The sequence below is a fragment of the Microbacterium sp. genome (assembly GCF_036566905.1).
Classification (GTDB): Bacteria; Actinomycetota; Actinomycetes; order Actinomycetales; family Microbacteriaceae; genus Microbacterium.
In genome coordinates this window covers 37,048-53,204 of record NZ_DATCVK010000248.1, presented here as the reverse complement: position 1 = coordinate 53,204, position 16,157 = coordinate 37,048, and the positions used below count along the sequence as shown (strand labels likewise).

At 66.7% G+C, this 16,157-nt stretch carries 11 protein-coding genes; 4 read left to right on the top strand and 7 right to left on the bottom strand.

The window, feature by feature from the left end; genetic code table 11:
* Window positions 1-4: 4 nt before the first annotated feature.
* Window positions 5-1,108, bottom strand: coding sequence for an alpha/beta hydrolase (locus VIP82_RS22685; RefSeq protein ID WP_331912842.1), 1,104 nt, complete (start codon window positions 1,106-1,108; stop codon window positions 5-7).
* Between VIP82_RS22685 and VIP82_RS22680 the strand changes: the two genes are divergently transcribed.
* Window positions 1,091-6,394 (top strand): Ig-like domain-containing protein, encoded by a 5,304-nt coding sequence (locus VIP82_RS22680; RefSeq protein ID WP_331912840.1) that lies wholly within the window; start codon window positions 1,091-1,093, stop codon window positions 6,392-6,394. The genes VIP82_RS22685 and VIP82_RS22680 overlap by 18 nt on opposite strands.
* Window positions 6,395-7,449: 1,055 nt before the next feature.
* On the opposite strand, the gene VIP82_RS22675 is transcribed toward VIP82_RS22680, so the two are convergent.
* From VIP82_RS22675 to VIP82_RS22660, 4 genes are read right to left on the bottom strand one after another with little or no spacing between them, the layout of a single operon-like run.
* The gene (locus tag VIP82_RS22675; protein WP_331912838.1) at window positions 7,450-7,797 is read right to left on the bottom strand and encodes a DUF202 domain-containing protein; all 348 of its coding nucleotides are present in this window, start codon (window positions 7,795-7,797) and stop codon (window positions 7,450-7,452) included.
* Entirely contained in the window at window positions 7,794-8,159 is a 366-nt protein-coding gene (locus VIP82_RS22670; RefSeq protein ID WP_116194301.1) for a YidH family protein, read from the bottom strand. The genes VIP82_RS22675 and VIP82_RS22670 overlap by 4 nt, the downstream gene beginning before the upstream one ends.
* Window positions 8,156-9,127, bottom strand: coding sequence for a formylglycine-generating enzyme family protein (locus VIP82_RS22665; RefSeq protein ID WP_331912836.1), 972 nt, complete (start codon window positions 9,125-9,127; stop codon window positions 8,156-8,158). Before VIP82_RS22665 ends, VIP82_RS22670 begins: the two co-directional genes overlap by 4 nt.
* A gap of 16 nt (window positions 9,128-9,143) precedes the next feature.
* The gene (locus VIP82_RS22660) at window positions 9,144-10,280 is read right to left on the bottom strand and encodes a Gfo/Idh/MocA family protein (protein WP_331912834.1); all 1,137 of its coding nucleotides are present in this window, start codon (window positions 10,278-10,280) and stop codon (window positions 9,144-9,146) included.
* Window positions 10,281-10,399: 119 nt separating this feature from the next.
* Between VIP82_RS22660 and VIP82_RS22655 the strand changes: the two genes are divergently transcribed.
* From VIP82_RS22655 to VIP82_RS22645, 3 genes are all read left to right on the top strand, one after another.
* Complete coding sequence (locus tag VIP82_RS22655; protein WP_331912832.1) at window positions 10,400-11,350, top strand: DUF4862 family protein; 951 nt, start codon at window positions 10,400-10,402, stop codon at window positions 11,348-11,350.
* Window positions 11,343-11,834 carry a LacI family DNA-binding transcriptional regulator gene (locus VIP82_RS22650; protein ID WP_331912830.1) on the top strand — a complete coding sequence of 164 codons (492 nt, stop codon included), beginning with the start codon at window positions 11,343-11,345 and terminating at the stop codon, window positions 11,832-11,834. The genes VIP82_RS22655 and VIP82_RS22650 overlap by 8 nt, the downstream gene beginning before the upstream one ends.
* A gap of 93 nt (window positions 11,835-11,927) precedes the next feature.
* Complete coding sequence (locus VIP82_RS22645; RefSeq protein ID WP_331912828.1) at window positions 11,928-12,776, top strand: DeoR/GlpR family DNA-binding transcription regulator; 849 nt, start codon at window positions 11,928-11,930, stop codon at window positions 12,774-12,776.
* A gap of 37 nt (window positions 12,777-12,813) precedes the next feature.
* On the opposite strand, the gene VIP82_RS22640 is transcribed toward VIP82_RS22645, so the two are convergent.
* Window positions 12,814-13,629 carry a LacI family DNA-binding transcriptional regulator gene (locus tag VIP82_RS22640; protein WP_331912826.1) on the bottom strand — a complete coding sequence of 272 codons (816 nt, stop codon included), beginning with the start codon at window positions 13,627-13,629 and terminating at the stop codon, window positions 12,814-12,816.
* Window positions 13,630-13,779: 150 nt separating this feature from the next.
* Window positions 13,780-16,068, bottom strand: a complete 2,289-nt coding sequence (locus tag VIP82_RS22635) for an FAD-dependent oxidoreductase (protein ID WP_331912824.1) — start codon at window positions 16,066-16,068, stop codon at window positions 13,780-13,782.
* Window positions 16,069-16,157 lie beyond the last annotated feature (89 nt).

Below are 16,157 nucleotides of genomic sequence, written 5' to 3'. Positions count from 1 at the left end.
TCGGTCAGCTCGTTCGAGCGGATGGCTCGCACGTACCCCCACGCTCGGGCGGCAACAACACGCGATCGAGCCACGCCGCACGGGCGCTGAGCGCTCCCCGTGAGATGGCCGCCTCGGGCGCGAGGCTCTCGAAGGCGTGCACACCACCCGGCCACACGTGCAGTTCGAGCTCTCCACCGGCTGCCCACACCTTCGAGGCGAAGGCGACGTCCTCGTCGCGGAAGACCTCGGCACTGCCGCACTCCAGGTAGGTCGGTGGGAGTCCGCTGAGGTCGTCGGCGCGGCCGGGCGCCGCGTAGACCGAGACATCTTCGCTTCCGCGTCGTGAGCCGAGTAGAGCCTCCCAGCCGACGCGGTTCTTCGCGCGGTCCCATCGACCACGTCCGTCGACTTGGAGCGTGGATGTCGTCTCATCGCGATCATCGAGCATGGGATAGGCAAGCAGTTGCGCCATGATCGCCGGCCCGCGCCGGTCCCGAGCCATGAGGCCGGCGCCGACCGCGAGCCCACCCCCGGCGCTGACACCGACGACGAGAATCCGCTCGGGGTCTGCGCCCCATTCCTCAGCGCCGCGAACTGCGGTGACCAGTCCGGCGTACACGTCTTCGACGGGCGCGGGATCGGGATGCTCCGGCGCGAGGCGGTATTCGATCGTGGCGATGACAGCGTCGTAGCGCCTCGACCATTTGGTGAAGTGCTGCAACCACGCCCACCGGTGTCCGGTGATCATGCCGCCGCCGTGTACGAAGTAGATGAGCGGTCGCGACCCGGGCCGGGCGGGGCCCTGCACGACACTCATCTCGATCGTGACGCCATCGAAGGTGGCTACCTTGCAGTCAAATCGAGACATCCCCGCGTCCTCGAGGATCGCGTTCACATCGGGGAGCCGCTGACGAGCGCGGTACTGCGGAATGTTCGTGAGCGTGAGGCGCGGCGCGGACCATTCGTCGGTCGCTGCCAACGCGTGCGCGATCTCGGGATCGATTGGCGGTCCAGTTATCACGCCATCATCTTTCCGGATAGTGGGCGCGCTGCAGCACTCGCCCTCAGACTCTTGCCACCTGAACATGTCACAGATAATATCTGTTACATGTTCAATGTGGAGCACTCTTCTCGGACCACCACGAAGCGCTGGTGGCTCGCCGTGTTCGCCCTGGCGATTGGGCTGACGCTGACGCTCGCTCCAGGCACGGCGTCGGCCGACCCGGTCGAGTTGTTCGAGGAGAATTTCGACGAGTACGTCGTCGATAGTCATCCCGGGAGCTTTAGCGGGCTCTCCACATTGACGAACTACGAGGCGGGAGTCATCGATCGCGGGTCGGGTGACCATGCGTTCCGGGTCGCGCGCACGGCGACAGCCGCGACGTCCTCCTACGTTACCCACGTATTTCCGACAGCGACCGCCGTAGGGGACTTCACGGTACGCGTCGATGCCAAGGCCGGGCAGACCGACGCGATCGGCTTCATCGCGCAACTCCGCGGTGAGACAAACCTGGTCTCCTCGCTCGCGTTCTACAACGACGGCAAGATCCGCCTGTTCACCAGTGCGGGGTGGCAACAGGTCGGCACCTACACGGCGGACACCTGGTACCGCTTCCAGCTCGATATCGACGCGGCCAGCTCCACCATAGACGTCACGATCGACGACGTTCCCGCGGCGCAGGACCTGCCCTTCCGCACCGCTCAGGAGGAGTTGCGCCAGTGGCAGGTGGGCTTGTATCAAGGCACTGGCGATGCCGCGCTCGAAGTCGACGAACTGAGCGTCGTCGACCGTGGGGCAGCCGAACCGGCGCCCGCTCTCGCCGAAGACTTCGAGCTGCAGACCATCGGCGCCTACCCCTCATCCTTCTCGACCTCGACGCCGGGCGCCGGATACTCAGCTGAAGTCGCCGGCGGTGACCCCGAGCAAGGGCGCTACCTACATATCGCCCGCGACGGGGCATCCACCTCGGCCTATCTCGCCGGAGCCAATCTCAGCGCTCCCGCCGAGACCGCGGTGCTCGCATTCCGGGCCAAGGCCGGGCAGGCGGACGCGATTGCATACGCCGCCGAAGTGCGGGGGCCGGCCGGAACCGTGGCGCGTGTGGCGTTCTACAACGACGGGTCGCTACGCGTCTACGACGGATCCTGGGTGAAGGTAGTCGATCGCTACTCGCCCGACCGGTGGTACGACTTCCGCGTCCTGTTGGACGCCACTGCCCAAGAGTTCTCCGTCGCCGTCGACGGCCGGGTCGTCGCCGAACGCATCGCGTTCCAGTCGGCCCAGACGGCGGTCTCGCGCGTCAGCTTCGGATTGTTCCAGGGTTACCGATCCATCGACCTCATGATCGACGATGTCGAGGTCACAGTGCCCGATCCTGCGCCGCTCACGGCTGTGTCGCTTCCGGCGACGACCATCTCCGTCGCGCGGGGGCATGAGGCATCCGTTCCAGTGACCCTCGAACCGGCGACGACCGCGCTCGTCGTCTACGAATGGAGCACAGCCGACAGCGCGATCGCCACCGTATCGGATGGGGTGATCGCAGGCATCTCAGCGGGGACAACCACAGTGCAGGTCGAGGCGACTGACCTTCTGACGTCGGCGGTCGTATCCACCAGCCAGACCGTGCAGGTCGTCGAGCAGCCCGTGGCCGGCGTCGACGTGCAACCGGCGAACCTCGTCCTGCCCGTCGACTCAACGCACTTGCTCGACGCGACGGTGCAACCGGCCGACGCCTCCGAGCAGGCCGTCACGTGGTCGACGAGTGATCCGTCCGTGGCATCCGTCAACGCCGAAGGCCAGGTGACCGCGGTTGCACCGGGACTCGTCACGATCGAAGCCGCCGCGGGCGGGGGTACGTTCACTGATTCAGTCGCGATCGAGGTCGTCGATCGCGAGGTGACGACACGGTTCTACGTCGATCCCGCCGCCGGCGACGATGCCGACGATGGTGGCATCGCCACGCCCTTCCGCACGATCGAACGCGCTCAGGCCGCGGTCCGGCAGGCGACCGATGACGGCACGGACCTCACGGGCGATGTCGAAGTCGTGTTGGCCGATGGCGTATACGAGCTGGACGAGACATTGCGTTTCGATGCCCGAGACGGTGGCGACGGAAAGTTCCGGGTCACGTACCGGTCGGCCAATGGGGCGAATCCCGTGCTCAGCGGCGGTCGTGTGATCGACGACTGGCAGACCTATGACGCCGGACGTGACATCTATCGTGCGCCCGCGGTTGGCGTTGAGTCGCGACAGCTGTACGTCGACGGTATCCGTGCCATTCGTGCGCGGAGCGAAGGTCCGCTGACTGACGCGAGCCTCACATCCGAGGGGGTTAGGAGTGCCGACGTGGGAATGGCCTCCTGGTCGAACCTGGGTGACGTCGAGTTCGTCTTCCGTGAGCGGTGGACGCAGCCGCGCGCCACGGTCGGAAACGCCCAGGTCGCGCCCGATGCATCATCGGTCGAGTTCGTCATGGACGATCCCGGCTGGACGGCGATCACGTCGAAGGGATCGACGTCCGTAACCGAAGGACCCGTCTACGTCGAGAACGCGCTCGAACTGCTCGACGACGAGGGGGAATGGTATGCGGACGGCGAGTACGTCTACTACAAGCCGCGTGTCTTCGAAGACCTCGCGCAGGCCGAGGTCGTGGTCCCCGTGCTCGAACAGCTCGTCGAGGTGACGACGGCGAGCCTGGATGACAGCGTCCGAGGACTCGCCTTCGAGGGCGTCGAGTTCGCCTACTCGACCTGGATGCACCCGAGCACCGGATGGGGACTACCCGACACGCAGAGTAATCACCTGCGGTACCCCGGTGAGGATGACTGGCTGATCGGCGCGGCAGTCACGGTCGAGCACGCGACCGACATCTCGTTCCGCGGTAGCACCTTCAGCCACCTCGGCGGCGCCGGGCTGCAATTGCTCGACGGCGTGCAGGACTCCGCAGTGAGCGGCAACCGCTTCTTCGACATCTCGGGCACCGCAGTCAACGCCGGCCGGGTCACGATGCGCAACCCGGAGATCTACGCACCGACCGACGAACGCTCGGTGATGGCCCGGCTCGCAATTGAGAGCAACTACATCCACGACATCGGCATCGAGTATGCCAGCTCGGCTGGGATCGCAGCGGGGTTCCTGGTCGACAGCGACGTCAGCAAAAACGAGATCTTCAATGTGCCCTACTCGGGAATCTCGATCGGCTACGGCGTGTACAACTTCGTGAGCACTGGCCAGCGTGACGTGCGCGTCGAGGCGAACTACATCCACGACATCATGGGCCACGGCGTCAACGACGGTGGCGCGATCTACACCGTGGGCTACACCGGCGCATCGCAGGCCGAGATGAACAGCGTGAATCGGAACTATCTGCAGAATCAGCGCGACAAGTGGGGCGTCATGTACGCCGACAATGCGTCGAACCACTGGGCGTTCACGGAGAATGTGGTCGATCAGGTTGACACCCCGATCTGGGAAGACTTCCCGGCGTACTGGGCCTTCGGTAAGGAAGCGGACCTGCTCTTCGATGGCAACTACACGACCACGCCGCACGTGAACACCTCGTTCACCTCGGCCTTCCCCGTGCTGAACACACACGTCGTTCCGGACGCCGACTGGCCCACCGAGGCGCTACAGATTATTAACGAATCGGGCGTCCTGCCGGCCGACCGGACCGAGTTCGCGCTAGCCGTGGAACGACTCGCCGTACAGTCCGAGTTGGCGCTCGAGTCGGATGAAACCGTGCAGCTGGCAATGTCCGGAACCCGAAACAAGGGCGACGCCGCAAGCCTGTCCGGAGTCGACGTCTATTACCGCTCGCTCGACGAGGCCGTCGCGACCGTGTCTGGCACGGGTGAGGTGGAGGCAATCGCTCGCGGAGCGACGACGATCGAGACCCGCGTCGTGCAGGGCGAACTGCTCTGGACGTTCATGACACAGGTCTACGTTGACGACGTCGTGACCTCGATCGAGTTCAGCAACGTCCTCGCCAGCGGGCGCAACATGATCGTCGGCGAATCCCTCGCCCTCGACTACTTTGGCCGATCGGACCTTGACCGCGAGGTCGAGCTCACCGATGTGGTGATCGTCTCGAGCGACCCGGCAGTGGTTGAGGTGCAAGTCGACGGGACGCTCGCCGCGCTCGCCGAAGGCGAGGCCGAACTCACTCTGACCTCGCCCGGCGCGGGGGTCTCGACATCGCTCGACATCGCAGTCGTGACCCGCAGCAGCGACGATGGACTCGCAGTCACCCCGTATGATTTCGGCGCAGCGCTCGCGGACACGACGGGATGGTCGGCCTCGGCCTCCACCGGCAGTGTTACCTTCCCGTCTGGCTCGGTACGGCTGGCCACGCCCTCCGGGCACGCCACGTATACGGGGCAGCAGTTCAGCGACGAGCTGCTGACGTTCGACCTAACGATCGAGGGCGAGTCCGGCTGGGAGGCGATTGAGTTCCGCAATCAGGACGCGTCGACCGCATTGCGCGACACCTACGCGGTAGTGATCAAGCCCAACGAGATCGAGTTGCATCGCTTCAATGACGGAGAGCGCACGGTCATCTTCGGCGCGGTCACGGGATTCACGAGCGTCGGCGGGCCGGCTTACCCGAATGACGTAATCCCTTTCGGGACCACAAAGCAGGTGCAGATCGGCGCGATCAACGAGCCGGGCGGAGTGCGCATCGTGCTCAACGTCGACGGCGAGAACGTCTTCTACTACCTCGACAGCTCGGAGGATCGCATCACCGACCCTGGCTATCTCTCGATGATGGCAAGGTTCTGGAGCGTGCTGCTCTCGCCGGCAACACTTCCCCCGGCGGATCCCGCGCCTGCTGTCGCTTCATCCCTTGTCGAAGGGGCGGTGGTAAAGGGCAAGATCGACGTCACGATGATCGTCGAATCCGCCTCTCCACAGGCATACGACGCCCAGCTATATATCGGAGACGGGTCCCAGGTGCCGTCGATCAAGGGCTATCAGTGGGCTCCGACGACCGACCGGCTGACGATTTCGGCTGCGGACTTCGGAGCGCTCCCCGACGGGCCGTACTACATGCTCTTCTCGGCCCGAAACGTCGACGGCCAGACCGCCACGCTGAAGGTCAACGTGCGGGTAGACAACTCGAGACCCGATCTTGTTGTGTCTGCCCCCGCCAAACCCGGTGACGGTATCCGCGTCGGCGCGACGGACAACGCTGGGCTGCGACGGGTAGCCGTGAACCTCTACGACGCGAGCAATTCGACACTGATTGCCGCTGTTGGATCGACGCCGGCCACGACGAGCATCGATGCGCCGAGCTTCGAGACCACGTGGCCCGTGCCGCCTGGGCTCGCCGCGGGCACGTACACACTCCGCGCCAGCGCCGTCGACATCGCCGGGAACTCCAAGACCGTCACAGTGGCACTTGTCATCGACTAGGCGTTCGGGTTAGTCGATCAACGGGTGCGACGTGCGCTCCTGCGTCAGACAGGCGACCGCCCCTACCTTGGTCCGCACAGCGAGTCGCCGAGTTGGCGGATGTCTCAACGCCGAGCATCTTCGATGCGCCGCTGCGGGACTGGGCTGTCTCGCTTATCAAGCGTGCGTCCGGGCGGGCGCTGGTTGCAGGGAGAGGAACTCGACTTCCCAGATGTTCCACGGGTATTGCGGTTCGACGCTGGACACGGCGGCGGGAGTCGAACCCGACTGGTGTGCCAGCCGCGAGCATCAATTGGCCGCGAGAACCGCGGAATTACGCGGAAGCCGGGGTTCCCTGAGAGTGTTTCTGCTTTCGTGAGTCACGGTCGATTGCGACGAAGTGTGGGCAAAGTGTGGGCAGATGCAGAGCCACTCTTCGCTCGGACGGCTTCGCTCGGACGGCGAGGGCGTAGCGGTCAGTCACGGCCTCGTTCCGTGTGGTCGCTCTTGTGCGGACTTCGCGCTGCGCGCTCCGCCCTGTCACCAGCGACACGTCCGAGTGATCACGACAGGCCATCGCCTCGACGGCCCATCCTCAGCCTGCGCTTGGTGATGTCAATGTCGTTCATGCTCGCTGCGCTGCGCGTGCTCCACATTGACATCCCCGGCGCTCGGCCGTGGCTAGCCGCCTATCGTACCCACGTCCCACCCATGACCTTTCATCAGCAACCCCTCCTCGCGCGGCACTTCGCCGCCCCGCCCGCCTCTCATGCCGATTGTCGACCCAAAACCGACGATGAGCCTCCACGGACAGACAGGCGAACCACGACGCTGGGGAGAGGGAACGCCACGTCGGCTGAGGTCTCCGTGAATCTGGGAGCAGATGCCCGAACGTCGCCAGCGGTAGTTTTGACGAGCAGCACCGGGCGCGCAGCCTAGCGTCAGGTCCGGCTAGGGCCGCAGAATCATGCGGAAGTCGAGTTACCGATGAGGGGTGCTGAATGGGTTCGAATGAGGATTCTGCGGACTTTCTGCGCCTTGGGTGGCACTTGTCGCGTGCAACCGACAGCCGTGTATCAGGTGGGCGAGACGGCGACGGCAATTGCGATGGTGAGGCTAAGTGCTCCTGCGCAGGACGTGAAGATCGCGAGCGCCAACATCCTGCTGGCCCCCGGCATCCCTGCTCGTTCTCCCTCACGTCGCAAGGCCACGTTGACCGCGCGATAGCGTCGGCGCGCCGATAGCCAAAAGAAGGCTGAAACAGCGAGCCCGGCAGCCCCAACGAGGACCCACCACGCGTTGCCGAGCGCGCTGGGAATCAGCCGCATTGCCACGATCGATCCCACGCCCAGCGCCAGCGCTGTGCGACGCCAAGCCAGTTCGTTTCGCTCGGGCTGCAGGCCGGGGTCGAACAGCTCGTTCATGCGAGGAGGATCGCCAGCAGCACGAGGATGCCAGCGATGGTGACTGCGGCGGCGAGCGCTGGTCCGAGCAATGACCCCGGCAGCGGTTCGGCCATGCGCAGTGCGCGTTCGGTGCGCGTCCAGTCCAGCCAGGCGAGGGCGGGGAGCAGCATGGCCACACTCACGAGCATGAGGCTCGCGCCGAGACGGAGACCCGGGTGTAATTCCAGGCCGAGCAGTTCTAGCGCGACGCCTCCGGCGATGAGGGCGAGCGCGGTTCGGATCCACGCCAAGAAGGTGCGCTCATTCGCGAGGCTGAAGCGAGCGTCTGGTTCCGTGCCGTATCGGAAGACGGATGCGGGGAAACGCCGGTCCGTATTCACGTGGCGACCGTCCGGAAGCCGGCGTTGCCCATCGACGAGTCGGGCGTGTTCTGCGATCGCGCTGAGTTGCGGTAACGGTTGCAATAGGAGATGTGGCAGAGGTAACTTCCGCCCCGCAGCACCCTCGTCGTCCCCGATTCGGGTCCCTCCGGATCGGTATCGGGGGAGCGGCGAAAGTAGTCGGGATGAAACCAGTCATCGCACCACTCCCACACGTTGCCGACCGGCTGCCAGAGGCCGTAGCCGTTGGGGTGGAACCTACGCACCGGAGCGGTGGTGAGATAGCCGTCCTCGCCGGTGTTAACACGGGGGAAGTCGCCCTGCCAGATGTTCGCGCGCCAGCCACCCGCATCGACCTCTTCGTCGCCCCACGGGTACTTCGCGCGGTCGATGCCGCCGCGGGCCGCATACTCCCACTGAGCCTCGGTGGGCAGTCGGCGGCCTGCCCACTCGCAGTACGCCTGTGCGTCGTTCCAGCTCACGTGGACGACCGGGTGGTCGCCGAGGCCGTCGATCGAGGAGTTTCGTCCGCCGGGGTGGGCCCAGTCGGCGCCGCGCACCCCGAGCCACCACGGCGCTCCGGACGCCTGACCCATCACGTCCTCGCGCGGTGCCTGAACGGCCAGGTGGAACACCGCGGAGAATCCGAACGTCTCCGCATCGGTCACGTAGCCGCTGGCGTCGACGAACCGTGCGAAATCGTCGTTCGTGACGGTCGTCACGTCGATGGAGAACCTCTGAAGCGTGACCGGATGCAGTGGCACCTCCCCGTCGGCTGGATTTCGATCGCCGGACGAGTCGCCCATCGTGAACGTTCCTGGCGGGATCGTGCTCTGCTCGATCGTGTGCCGTCCATCGGTGGCTGCCGGACGGGCCGCGGGCCGTGAGTGACCGATCGCGAGGAATCGCGAGCGTTCCGGGGCCCCGCAGGCGCAGCCGGGACCGCACCCGGCATTGGAGGTCGCCATCAGAGTCTGACCGCCTTCATTCCTGAACCCGCGACACCGCCGCCGCCCAGGGGGCTCCCAACTGCGCGAACGTTGCTTGCCGCTCGGCCGCACGCCGCGCCCAGCGCTCGATCCCTCGAACCACGGCGTGCCGTTCTCCGCCGGCTCCCCTCCATTCGACCTGGGACTGATCGATGGCTCTGGGCAGTCGCCAGCGGCGGACGGCGTCGAGCACGGCGACGAACGCTCCTGATCTACTGAGGGGGCTCAGCAGACTGGTCCCTTCGCAACGGTGGTCCAGGAGGTTCTCGAGCAGGTTCGTGCGCACCGCACGGTAGGAGACCGGCTTGCTCCCCTCCTGGGAGACGACGATGCGATCTTCCTCGTAGTAGTAGTCGATGCGACCCGTGTCGCCGAAGACGCTGATCCATGGCGGCAATTGGGCGGGCGCCGCGAGGGTGAGTGCCAGTCCCACCTTCATCCCGTCTCTCGACGTGATCACGACTGACGAGGTGTCGTCGGCTTCGATCGGCGCCGCGTGGTACAGATCCAGGTCGATTCCGCTGACATCCGTCGCTGCGGCACACCCCGCGACTGCCAGGCTCGTCGAGACGGCGTGTGCAAGTGGATTCGCGACGACGCCATCGAGGACCGGCGTACCGTCGAGATCGCGTCGGCCGGTCCAGGGCGAGCGCCGCCAGTACCCGAGGGTCCGCTGCCAGAGGCCGACTGCTCCGATGCCCGTGACCGTGCCGATCGCTCCCGACTCCATCAGCGACCGAACAATCGCCGGCCCCGTCGATCCCAGCGTCTGGAACGCGACTTGGACTTGCCTGCCCGCGTCCCGCGCAGCCTCAGCGAGCAGATCGAAGTCCGAGATCGATGTCACGGGGGGCTTCTCCACCAGCACGTCGGCTCCGCTGGTCAACGCCAGGCGGGCGAGCTCGAGGTGTGTGTGTATCGGCGTGCTGATGACGACGATGTCGGGGGCGCGGTCGTCGAGCATGGCAGCGAGCGATGGGAATTGCGGGACGGGCAGGTCCCCGTCGACGACTCGGCGATCGGCCACTCCCACGAGGCGGGCTCGCCCGCTGCCATGTATTCGCAGCATCCGCTCGAGGTGGACGCTGCCGAAGCCGTGTGCGCCGACGAGCGCCATCCTCGGAACCGTCACGAGCGTGCTCCGACGCCGGCGGGGCGACGCGAAGGGACGCGCCGACGCGGAAGTGACGACCAACACTCGATATGAGTCATGGATTCATAATATGGTTGCTGCATGTCCGGGGTGAAGGAATGAGCAACTCGATGTCGGATCCAGCCGGTACGCCCGAGCCGCTCTACGTGCTCGGCGCGTACGCCCTGCTCGGTGGATTGGACGATCGCGCGAAGCGTCAGGTCCTCGATGAGCTGGCAGCACGCGAGGTCGTCCAGGCTCTCGAATGCTCGATCGACGAAGAGCAGCCGCCGTGGGCGTTCGATCCACGACCCGAGTGCACCGACCTCGTGTTCACGCTCGTCGGCGGGAGTGTGCGACGGCTGGCCGGCGATCCTGAGTTCGGCCTCGCATCGGCGAGCCGGGGCGGCAGGTCGGATGCGATCGCCTACGCACGGGACGCGCTTGCCGAGGTGCGTCGAGCGAACGACAGAGGCGGGCGGCCCCGTGTGCGTGCGATCGAACTGCACTCCGCCCCCTCAGGCGGAGACCCTGGGTGCTTCGGCGACTCGCTCGCCGAGGTCGCCGGGTGGGACTGGGAAGGGGCGCAAGTCGTCGTCGAGCACTGCGATGCTCCAGGGCCAGGTCCTACCTCCAAGGGATTTCTGCACCTCAGAGATGAGATCGCCGCGATCGCACGCGCTGATTGCGGCGTGCGGATGGTCGTCAACTGGGGCCGCTCGGCAATCGAGGGGCGAAGCGTCCTCACGCCGCTCGCGCATGCTCGCGAAGTTCGTGAGGCGGGGCTGCTGGAGGGCATCATGTTCTCCGGCTGCAGCGATCGTCCCGATCAGCGCGGCGGCGCGTGGGCCGACTTCCATCTCCCGGTCGTCGACGTCGACGATCCTGCCGATGGCTCGCTACTGGATGGTTCGGCGATTCGCGCAACGTTGCAAGCGGCAGGAACGCCGCGCTTCGTCGGTGTGAAAGTCTCGCTCGGGCCTCACGCGCCCATCGAAGCCCGGATGTCCGCGGTCGACCGTTCCATGAACGAACTCCTCGCAGCGTTGTCGAGTCGAGCGCATGCATGACTTGCCGACGTTGAAGGATGTGGCGCGTGAGGCAGGCGTGTCGCCGTCTACGGCCTCGCGAGTTCTCAACGGCTCACGCCGCGCCGTCTCCGCACCCAATGTCCGGCGCGTGATCGAGGCGGGTGAACGGCTGGGCTATGTCCCGAACTTCGCCGCTCAGGCGGTCGCGCACAAGCTGAGCCCGATGTGCATCCTGCTGACTCCCGCGCCGTGGGATCCGTCATCCTGGGCCGTCGTCCGCGATGCCGTGCAACTGGCCCACGACCGTTCCCTCTACGCGGTCGTGCTGCCGATCCATGGTGGGCTGATCAGGACGTTCCGTCTGGCGCGGGCGTTCATGCCCACCGAGATCGGGATGGTGTCGTCGGACTTGGCATCCGTCGAGGATCCGGATCTGCGGGAGGAGTTCGCCGAGTTCTTGGATCTGGGCGGTACGCTCCTGTACCTGACAGGACCAGGAGCGTTGAGCCGCGGGCAGTCATGACTCTCTCGTGGATCAGGGAGCATTCGCGGCGTATCGCCAGGGCCACGGCCCGACAGACATGGCAGACTGACGGTGGAGCCGAAGGGAGCGCCCGTGCTGGTCTCGAGACGACGGTCGCGGATCATCGAGGAAGCCCGCCGGCGCGGGGCAGCGTCCATCTCGCTGCTCGCCGACGAACTCGGTGTGAGCCCGATGACGATCCGGCGTGACATCGAGGCGCTCGCCGCAGAGGGGCTGGTCGATAAGGTTCGAGGCGGTGTCGCCCTCCCGCGAGCCACCGGCTCCGGTGCGCAAGCCTTCGATTCGCGCAAGGGCCGGATGCCGCTGGAGAAGCGCGCGATCGCCCGCCGCGCCGCCCGGCTCGTCAAGCCCGGAATGGCGGTGGCTCTCTCGAGCGGCACCACCATCTGGGCGTTGGCGCAGGAACTGCGTTCCGTGCCCGAGCTCACCATCGTGACGAACTCCTTGCCGGTGGCCGACCTGTTCGCGCGCCCCGCGCGCGCTGACGAGCCCTACACGCAGACCGTCGTGCTGACAGGTGGCGTGCGTACTCCGTCCGAGGCGCTGGTCGGCCCGGTCGCGGTACGCACGCTCGAGCATCTGCACTGTGACATCGCCTTCCTCGGCGTTCACGGCATGGATATCAGCGCCGGATTCACCGCGACGAATCTCCTGGAGGCCGAAACAGATCGCGCGCTCGTCGCGGCCGGGGGAGAGGCCGTCGTGCTCGCGGACTCCGCCAAGTGGGGAATCGTCGGTCTCACCACGATCCTCGATCTGAACGACGTCGACCGGCTCGTGACGGACGACGGTCTGGCGCCGGAAGCGCGCGCGGAACTCGACGCGCGCGTACGTGAGTTGTGGGTGGTCCCCGTCGGAACCGAGATCGTCGTCGATGACGTCGACATCGATGAATTCGCACCGACACGCGCTCGTCGGTGACGTTGTACCGGTGATCCGGGTGCTCCGTGGGGGGAACTCAGCGTGCCGTGCTCGTACGGGGGATGATCGTTGCCTTCACGATCACGTGGCGCACCGGGAGGTCGACCCCGGGAGGCGTCGTGATCTGGCGCTCCAGCTCGCTCAGCGCTGTCTCGACGATCGCGTCGTTGTCCGGCGCCACGGAGGTGAGCGCGGGCACGGAGGTCCGTGCAGCGCGCACGTCGTCGATGCCGATGACCGCCACATTTGCAGGAACCCGCAGTCCCGCGTCGTGGAGTGCGGCCAGCACACCGAACGCGACGGAGTCGTTCGCGCACACGACGCCGTCCAGTGAGACGCCCAGGCCCACGAGCGTGCGCATGGCCCGGAGACCTTCGCCTGAAGTGAAGGAGTCGACCTGGGCCACGAGCGCGCCGTCCGGATCGAGTCTCAGCGTGGCGAGGGCGTCCTGGTATCCGGTGTAGCGGCGGTCCGCGGCATCCGAGGGGTGAGTGTTGCGGGGACCGATGTAGGCGATGCGCCGGCATCCGGCTGCCGCCAGATGGGCGGTCGCGTCGTAGGCGGCCGCGCGGTTGTCGATGGTGATGTGCGTGAACGGGCTCGCCTCGATGTGCTCGCCCACCAGCACCAAGGGTCCAGGTGAGGTTCGGCGCGTCAGGTCGCCCACCGTGAGAGAGCGCGGGATGTGGATCAGCCCATCGATCGGGGGGAGCCCGATTCCATTGGCGATGTTCACCTCGCGGTCGTGGTCGCCTTCGGTCTGCTGTATCAGGATCGACACTCCGCGGGCGTCCGCGCGGCGTACCAGGAGCGCGGTCAGCTCGGCGAAGTAGGGCTCCTCGAGGTCCGGCACTGCGAGCGCGATGAGACCTGTTCGCTGGCGACGCGGAAGCGGCGCGCTGCGCCGAGTCGCAGCGGGAGTTGTGGCCACTGAGGTGCTCTTTCCATCATCTTTGCGGAGCGCTGCCCAGCCCTCCGATGTTCACCGTAGCGGCTGCTTCGCTTATCGCTGCACCCGGATGGCGACCACTCGCGCCTCGCGTGCACCGTTGGTCGCCGTCACCAGGAGGCGGACGGCGGAAATGGCCCCGAGGTCCGAGGGCAGCTGGTGGATGCGGTGACGGTGACGGTTGGCCTCGATCGCGGCGATCGAGCGCCACTGCGGGACCGCGGATCCCGCAGCCGTTGACTCGCCAGCGGGAAGGACCTCGAGCCGGTAGTCGCGCACCAGCTGCGGGAGCACCTCGTCGGGGCTGCGGTGGTGGTGCAGCGTGTTGAGTTCGAGGTCGACGTCGTCGTCGAAGACGAGCCGCACCTCGTGAGCCGTGACCGGAGCCTCCCAGTCCAGCCGCAGCCACTCGCCGCGACCCGGGGTGAGTGGCGCAGACGCCCATGCGTTCGGTCCTGCGAACGGGCGCTGGTACCCGCCGACCGCGCGCGCCGGAGCATGCGCCTCGCTCTCAGGCGACACGCTGAAGACGACCGAGCGCCCCCGCAGGGGTTTGGTCGGCCACTGCACGAGCACCCCCTCGTGACTGATCTGGACATTGCGGTCATCGTTGTCGGCACGTCGGACCACTGTCAGAACGCCCGGTGGCAGCGGGTGAGTCGTGTGCACCGTCACGTGGCGGTTGGCGCGCAGCACGATCACCGCGTTCTGCGGCTCCGTGGGGGCGAATGCCGCGGGCACGGTGATCCAGCGCGCCCCCCCGGCCGCCAGCGACACCGTCGCGGAGTGCTCGCGGTCGGCCGGTACGACGTTCTGCGGCTTGCCGGTCGAGAAGACCTCCACCGTGAGCTCGGTGTCGCACTCGGCAGCCACGTAGAGGTCGACGCTCTCGAGCCGCGGGTGGACGGGCACCACGATGCCGACATCGTGCGAGAGGGGCAGGGGAGTGCGTACCTCTGTGTCGCCGATTCCCGCACAGATGCGGCTGCGAGAGCTCGATGCTGTGACGCGGGCGCCCAGGGCGAGGTCGTCGGGGTCGGCGTTGGCGACGCCCAGCACGGAGGCGTCCCACCGCAGCAGGGTCTGGCGAAGCTCTTCTCGATGCTCCCGGTACAGCGTGCGCGGTTCGAGGTCGAGCTGGACGCAGAGCGCCGCGGCCGTGCCGGCGGCTTCGCCCATCGCGGCGCAGGTGGCCATGACGCGGGCGGCGCCGAACGCGATATGCGTGGCGGACACGTCGCGCCCGGCCATGAGCATGTTGTCGACGTTGGCCGAATACAGCGACCGGAACGGGATCTCGAAGACACCGTCTGAGAACCGCTGCAGTGCGCCCGCCCCCTCCGCGTACATCCCCTGCGAGGGGTGGAGATCGATCGACCAGCCGCCGAATGCGACGCCGTCGTCGAAGCTCGTCTGCGCCATCACGTCGCCCTGGTGAAGGGTGTAGTCGCCGACGAAGCGGCGGTACTCCCGCTTGCCCGGGACGTTGCCGATCCACTCGAGCGTGAGGTTGTCGGCGTCGAAGCGGCCGGAGTTCTTGATGTAGTCCCAGATACCGAGGATCACCGAACGCAGTTCGTCGCGGATCCGCTCGTTGTCGTGCACGATGTCGAGCTCGCCGCCCCACTCGATCCACCAGTAGTGAGCGCCGCTGTCGCCGCTGCGGATGATGCGCGAGTCCGGGATCGGCGTGGAGGTGATGTCTTTGGCGGTCTCGGGCGCCACATACTTCACCGGGTAGCCGAGATCGCGCGTATAGAAGAGCAGTGTCGAGCCCAGGAACTCGCGCACCGGCTCCTCGGGCGCCCAGTCCTCGCCGAACTCCGAGCGGCCCTCCTTGCCGAGGCGGTACCTCGCCCCGGCAAGGTGGCCGATCAGTCCGTCTCCGGTGCAATCGATGAAGAACGGGGCACGGAAGGTCGTGCGCACTTCCGCGCCCATCGTCCAGCCGACGACCGATCGGATGTGGCGCGCCTCGTCGGGTCCGATCGCGTCCACCTCCGATACGTCCGTGTTGAGGAAGAGCGCGATGTTGGGCTCGCGTCTCACCGCGTCGAGCACGACATCATCCCAATAGACCGGGTTGCCCTCCGGGTTGCGGAACTGATTCTCGACGTACAGCTCACCGATGATGCCGGTCTCGCGAGCCCAGCGCTGGTTGCCGTGGGCGGTGGCCCCGCACACCCACACCCGTACCTCCGAGGACGAGTTGCCACCCAGGACCGGCCGATTGTTCACCAGGACCACCCGCCGACCTTGGCGCGCCGCCGCGACGGCGGCGCAGACACCTGCGAGGCCGCCGCCGACGATGACGATGTCTGCTTCGACGGTCTGTGTGCGCATTTTGCGTATTTCCTTCTCGGGCGGCCCCCGCGTGTGGCGAGGGCGAGGTCGGTCGAGGCTGCGAAGATGCCGGGGCGTCGCGCCGGCTG

What these genes read in the sequence shown, in the direction of transcription:
- VIP82_RS22675 (WP_331912838.1), bottom strand. Translation starts at nt 7,797, where the DNA reads ATGAACGAGCTGTTCGACCCCGGCCTGCAGCCCGAGCGAAACGAACTG.
- VIP82_RS22680 (WP_331912840.1), top strand. Translation starts at nt 1,091, where the DNA reads ATGTTCAATGTGGAGCACTCTTCTCGGACCACCACGAAGCGCTGGTGG.
- VIP82_RS22650 (WP_331912830.1), top strand. Translation starts at nt 11,343, where the DNA reads ATGCATGACTTGCCGACGTTGAAGGATGTGGCGCGTGAGGCAGGCGTG.
- VIP82_RS22635 (WP_331912824.1), bottom strand. Translation starts at nt 16,068, where the DNA reads ATGCGCACACAGACCGTCGAAGCAGACATCGTCATCGTCGGCGGCGGC.
- VIP82_RS22665 (WP_331912836.1), bottom strand. Translation starts at nt 9,127, where the DNA reads ATGGCGACCTCCAATGCCGGGTGCGGTCCCGGCTGCGCCTGCGGGGCC.
- VIP82_RS22655 (WP_331912832.1), top strand. Translation starts at nt 10,400, where the DNA reads ATGAGCAACTCGATGTCGGATCCAGCCGGTACGCCCGAGCCGCTCTAC.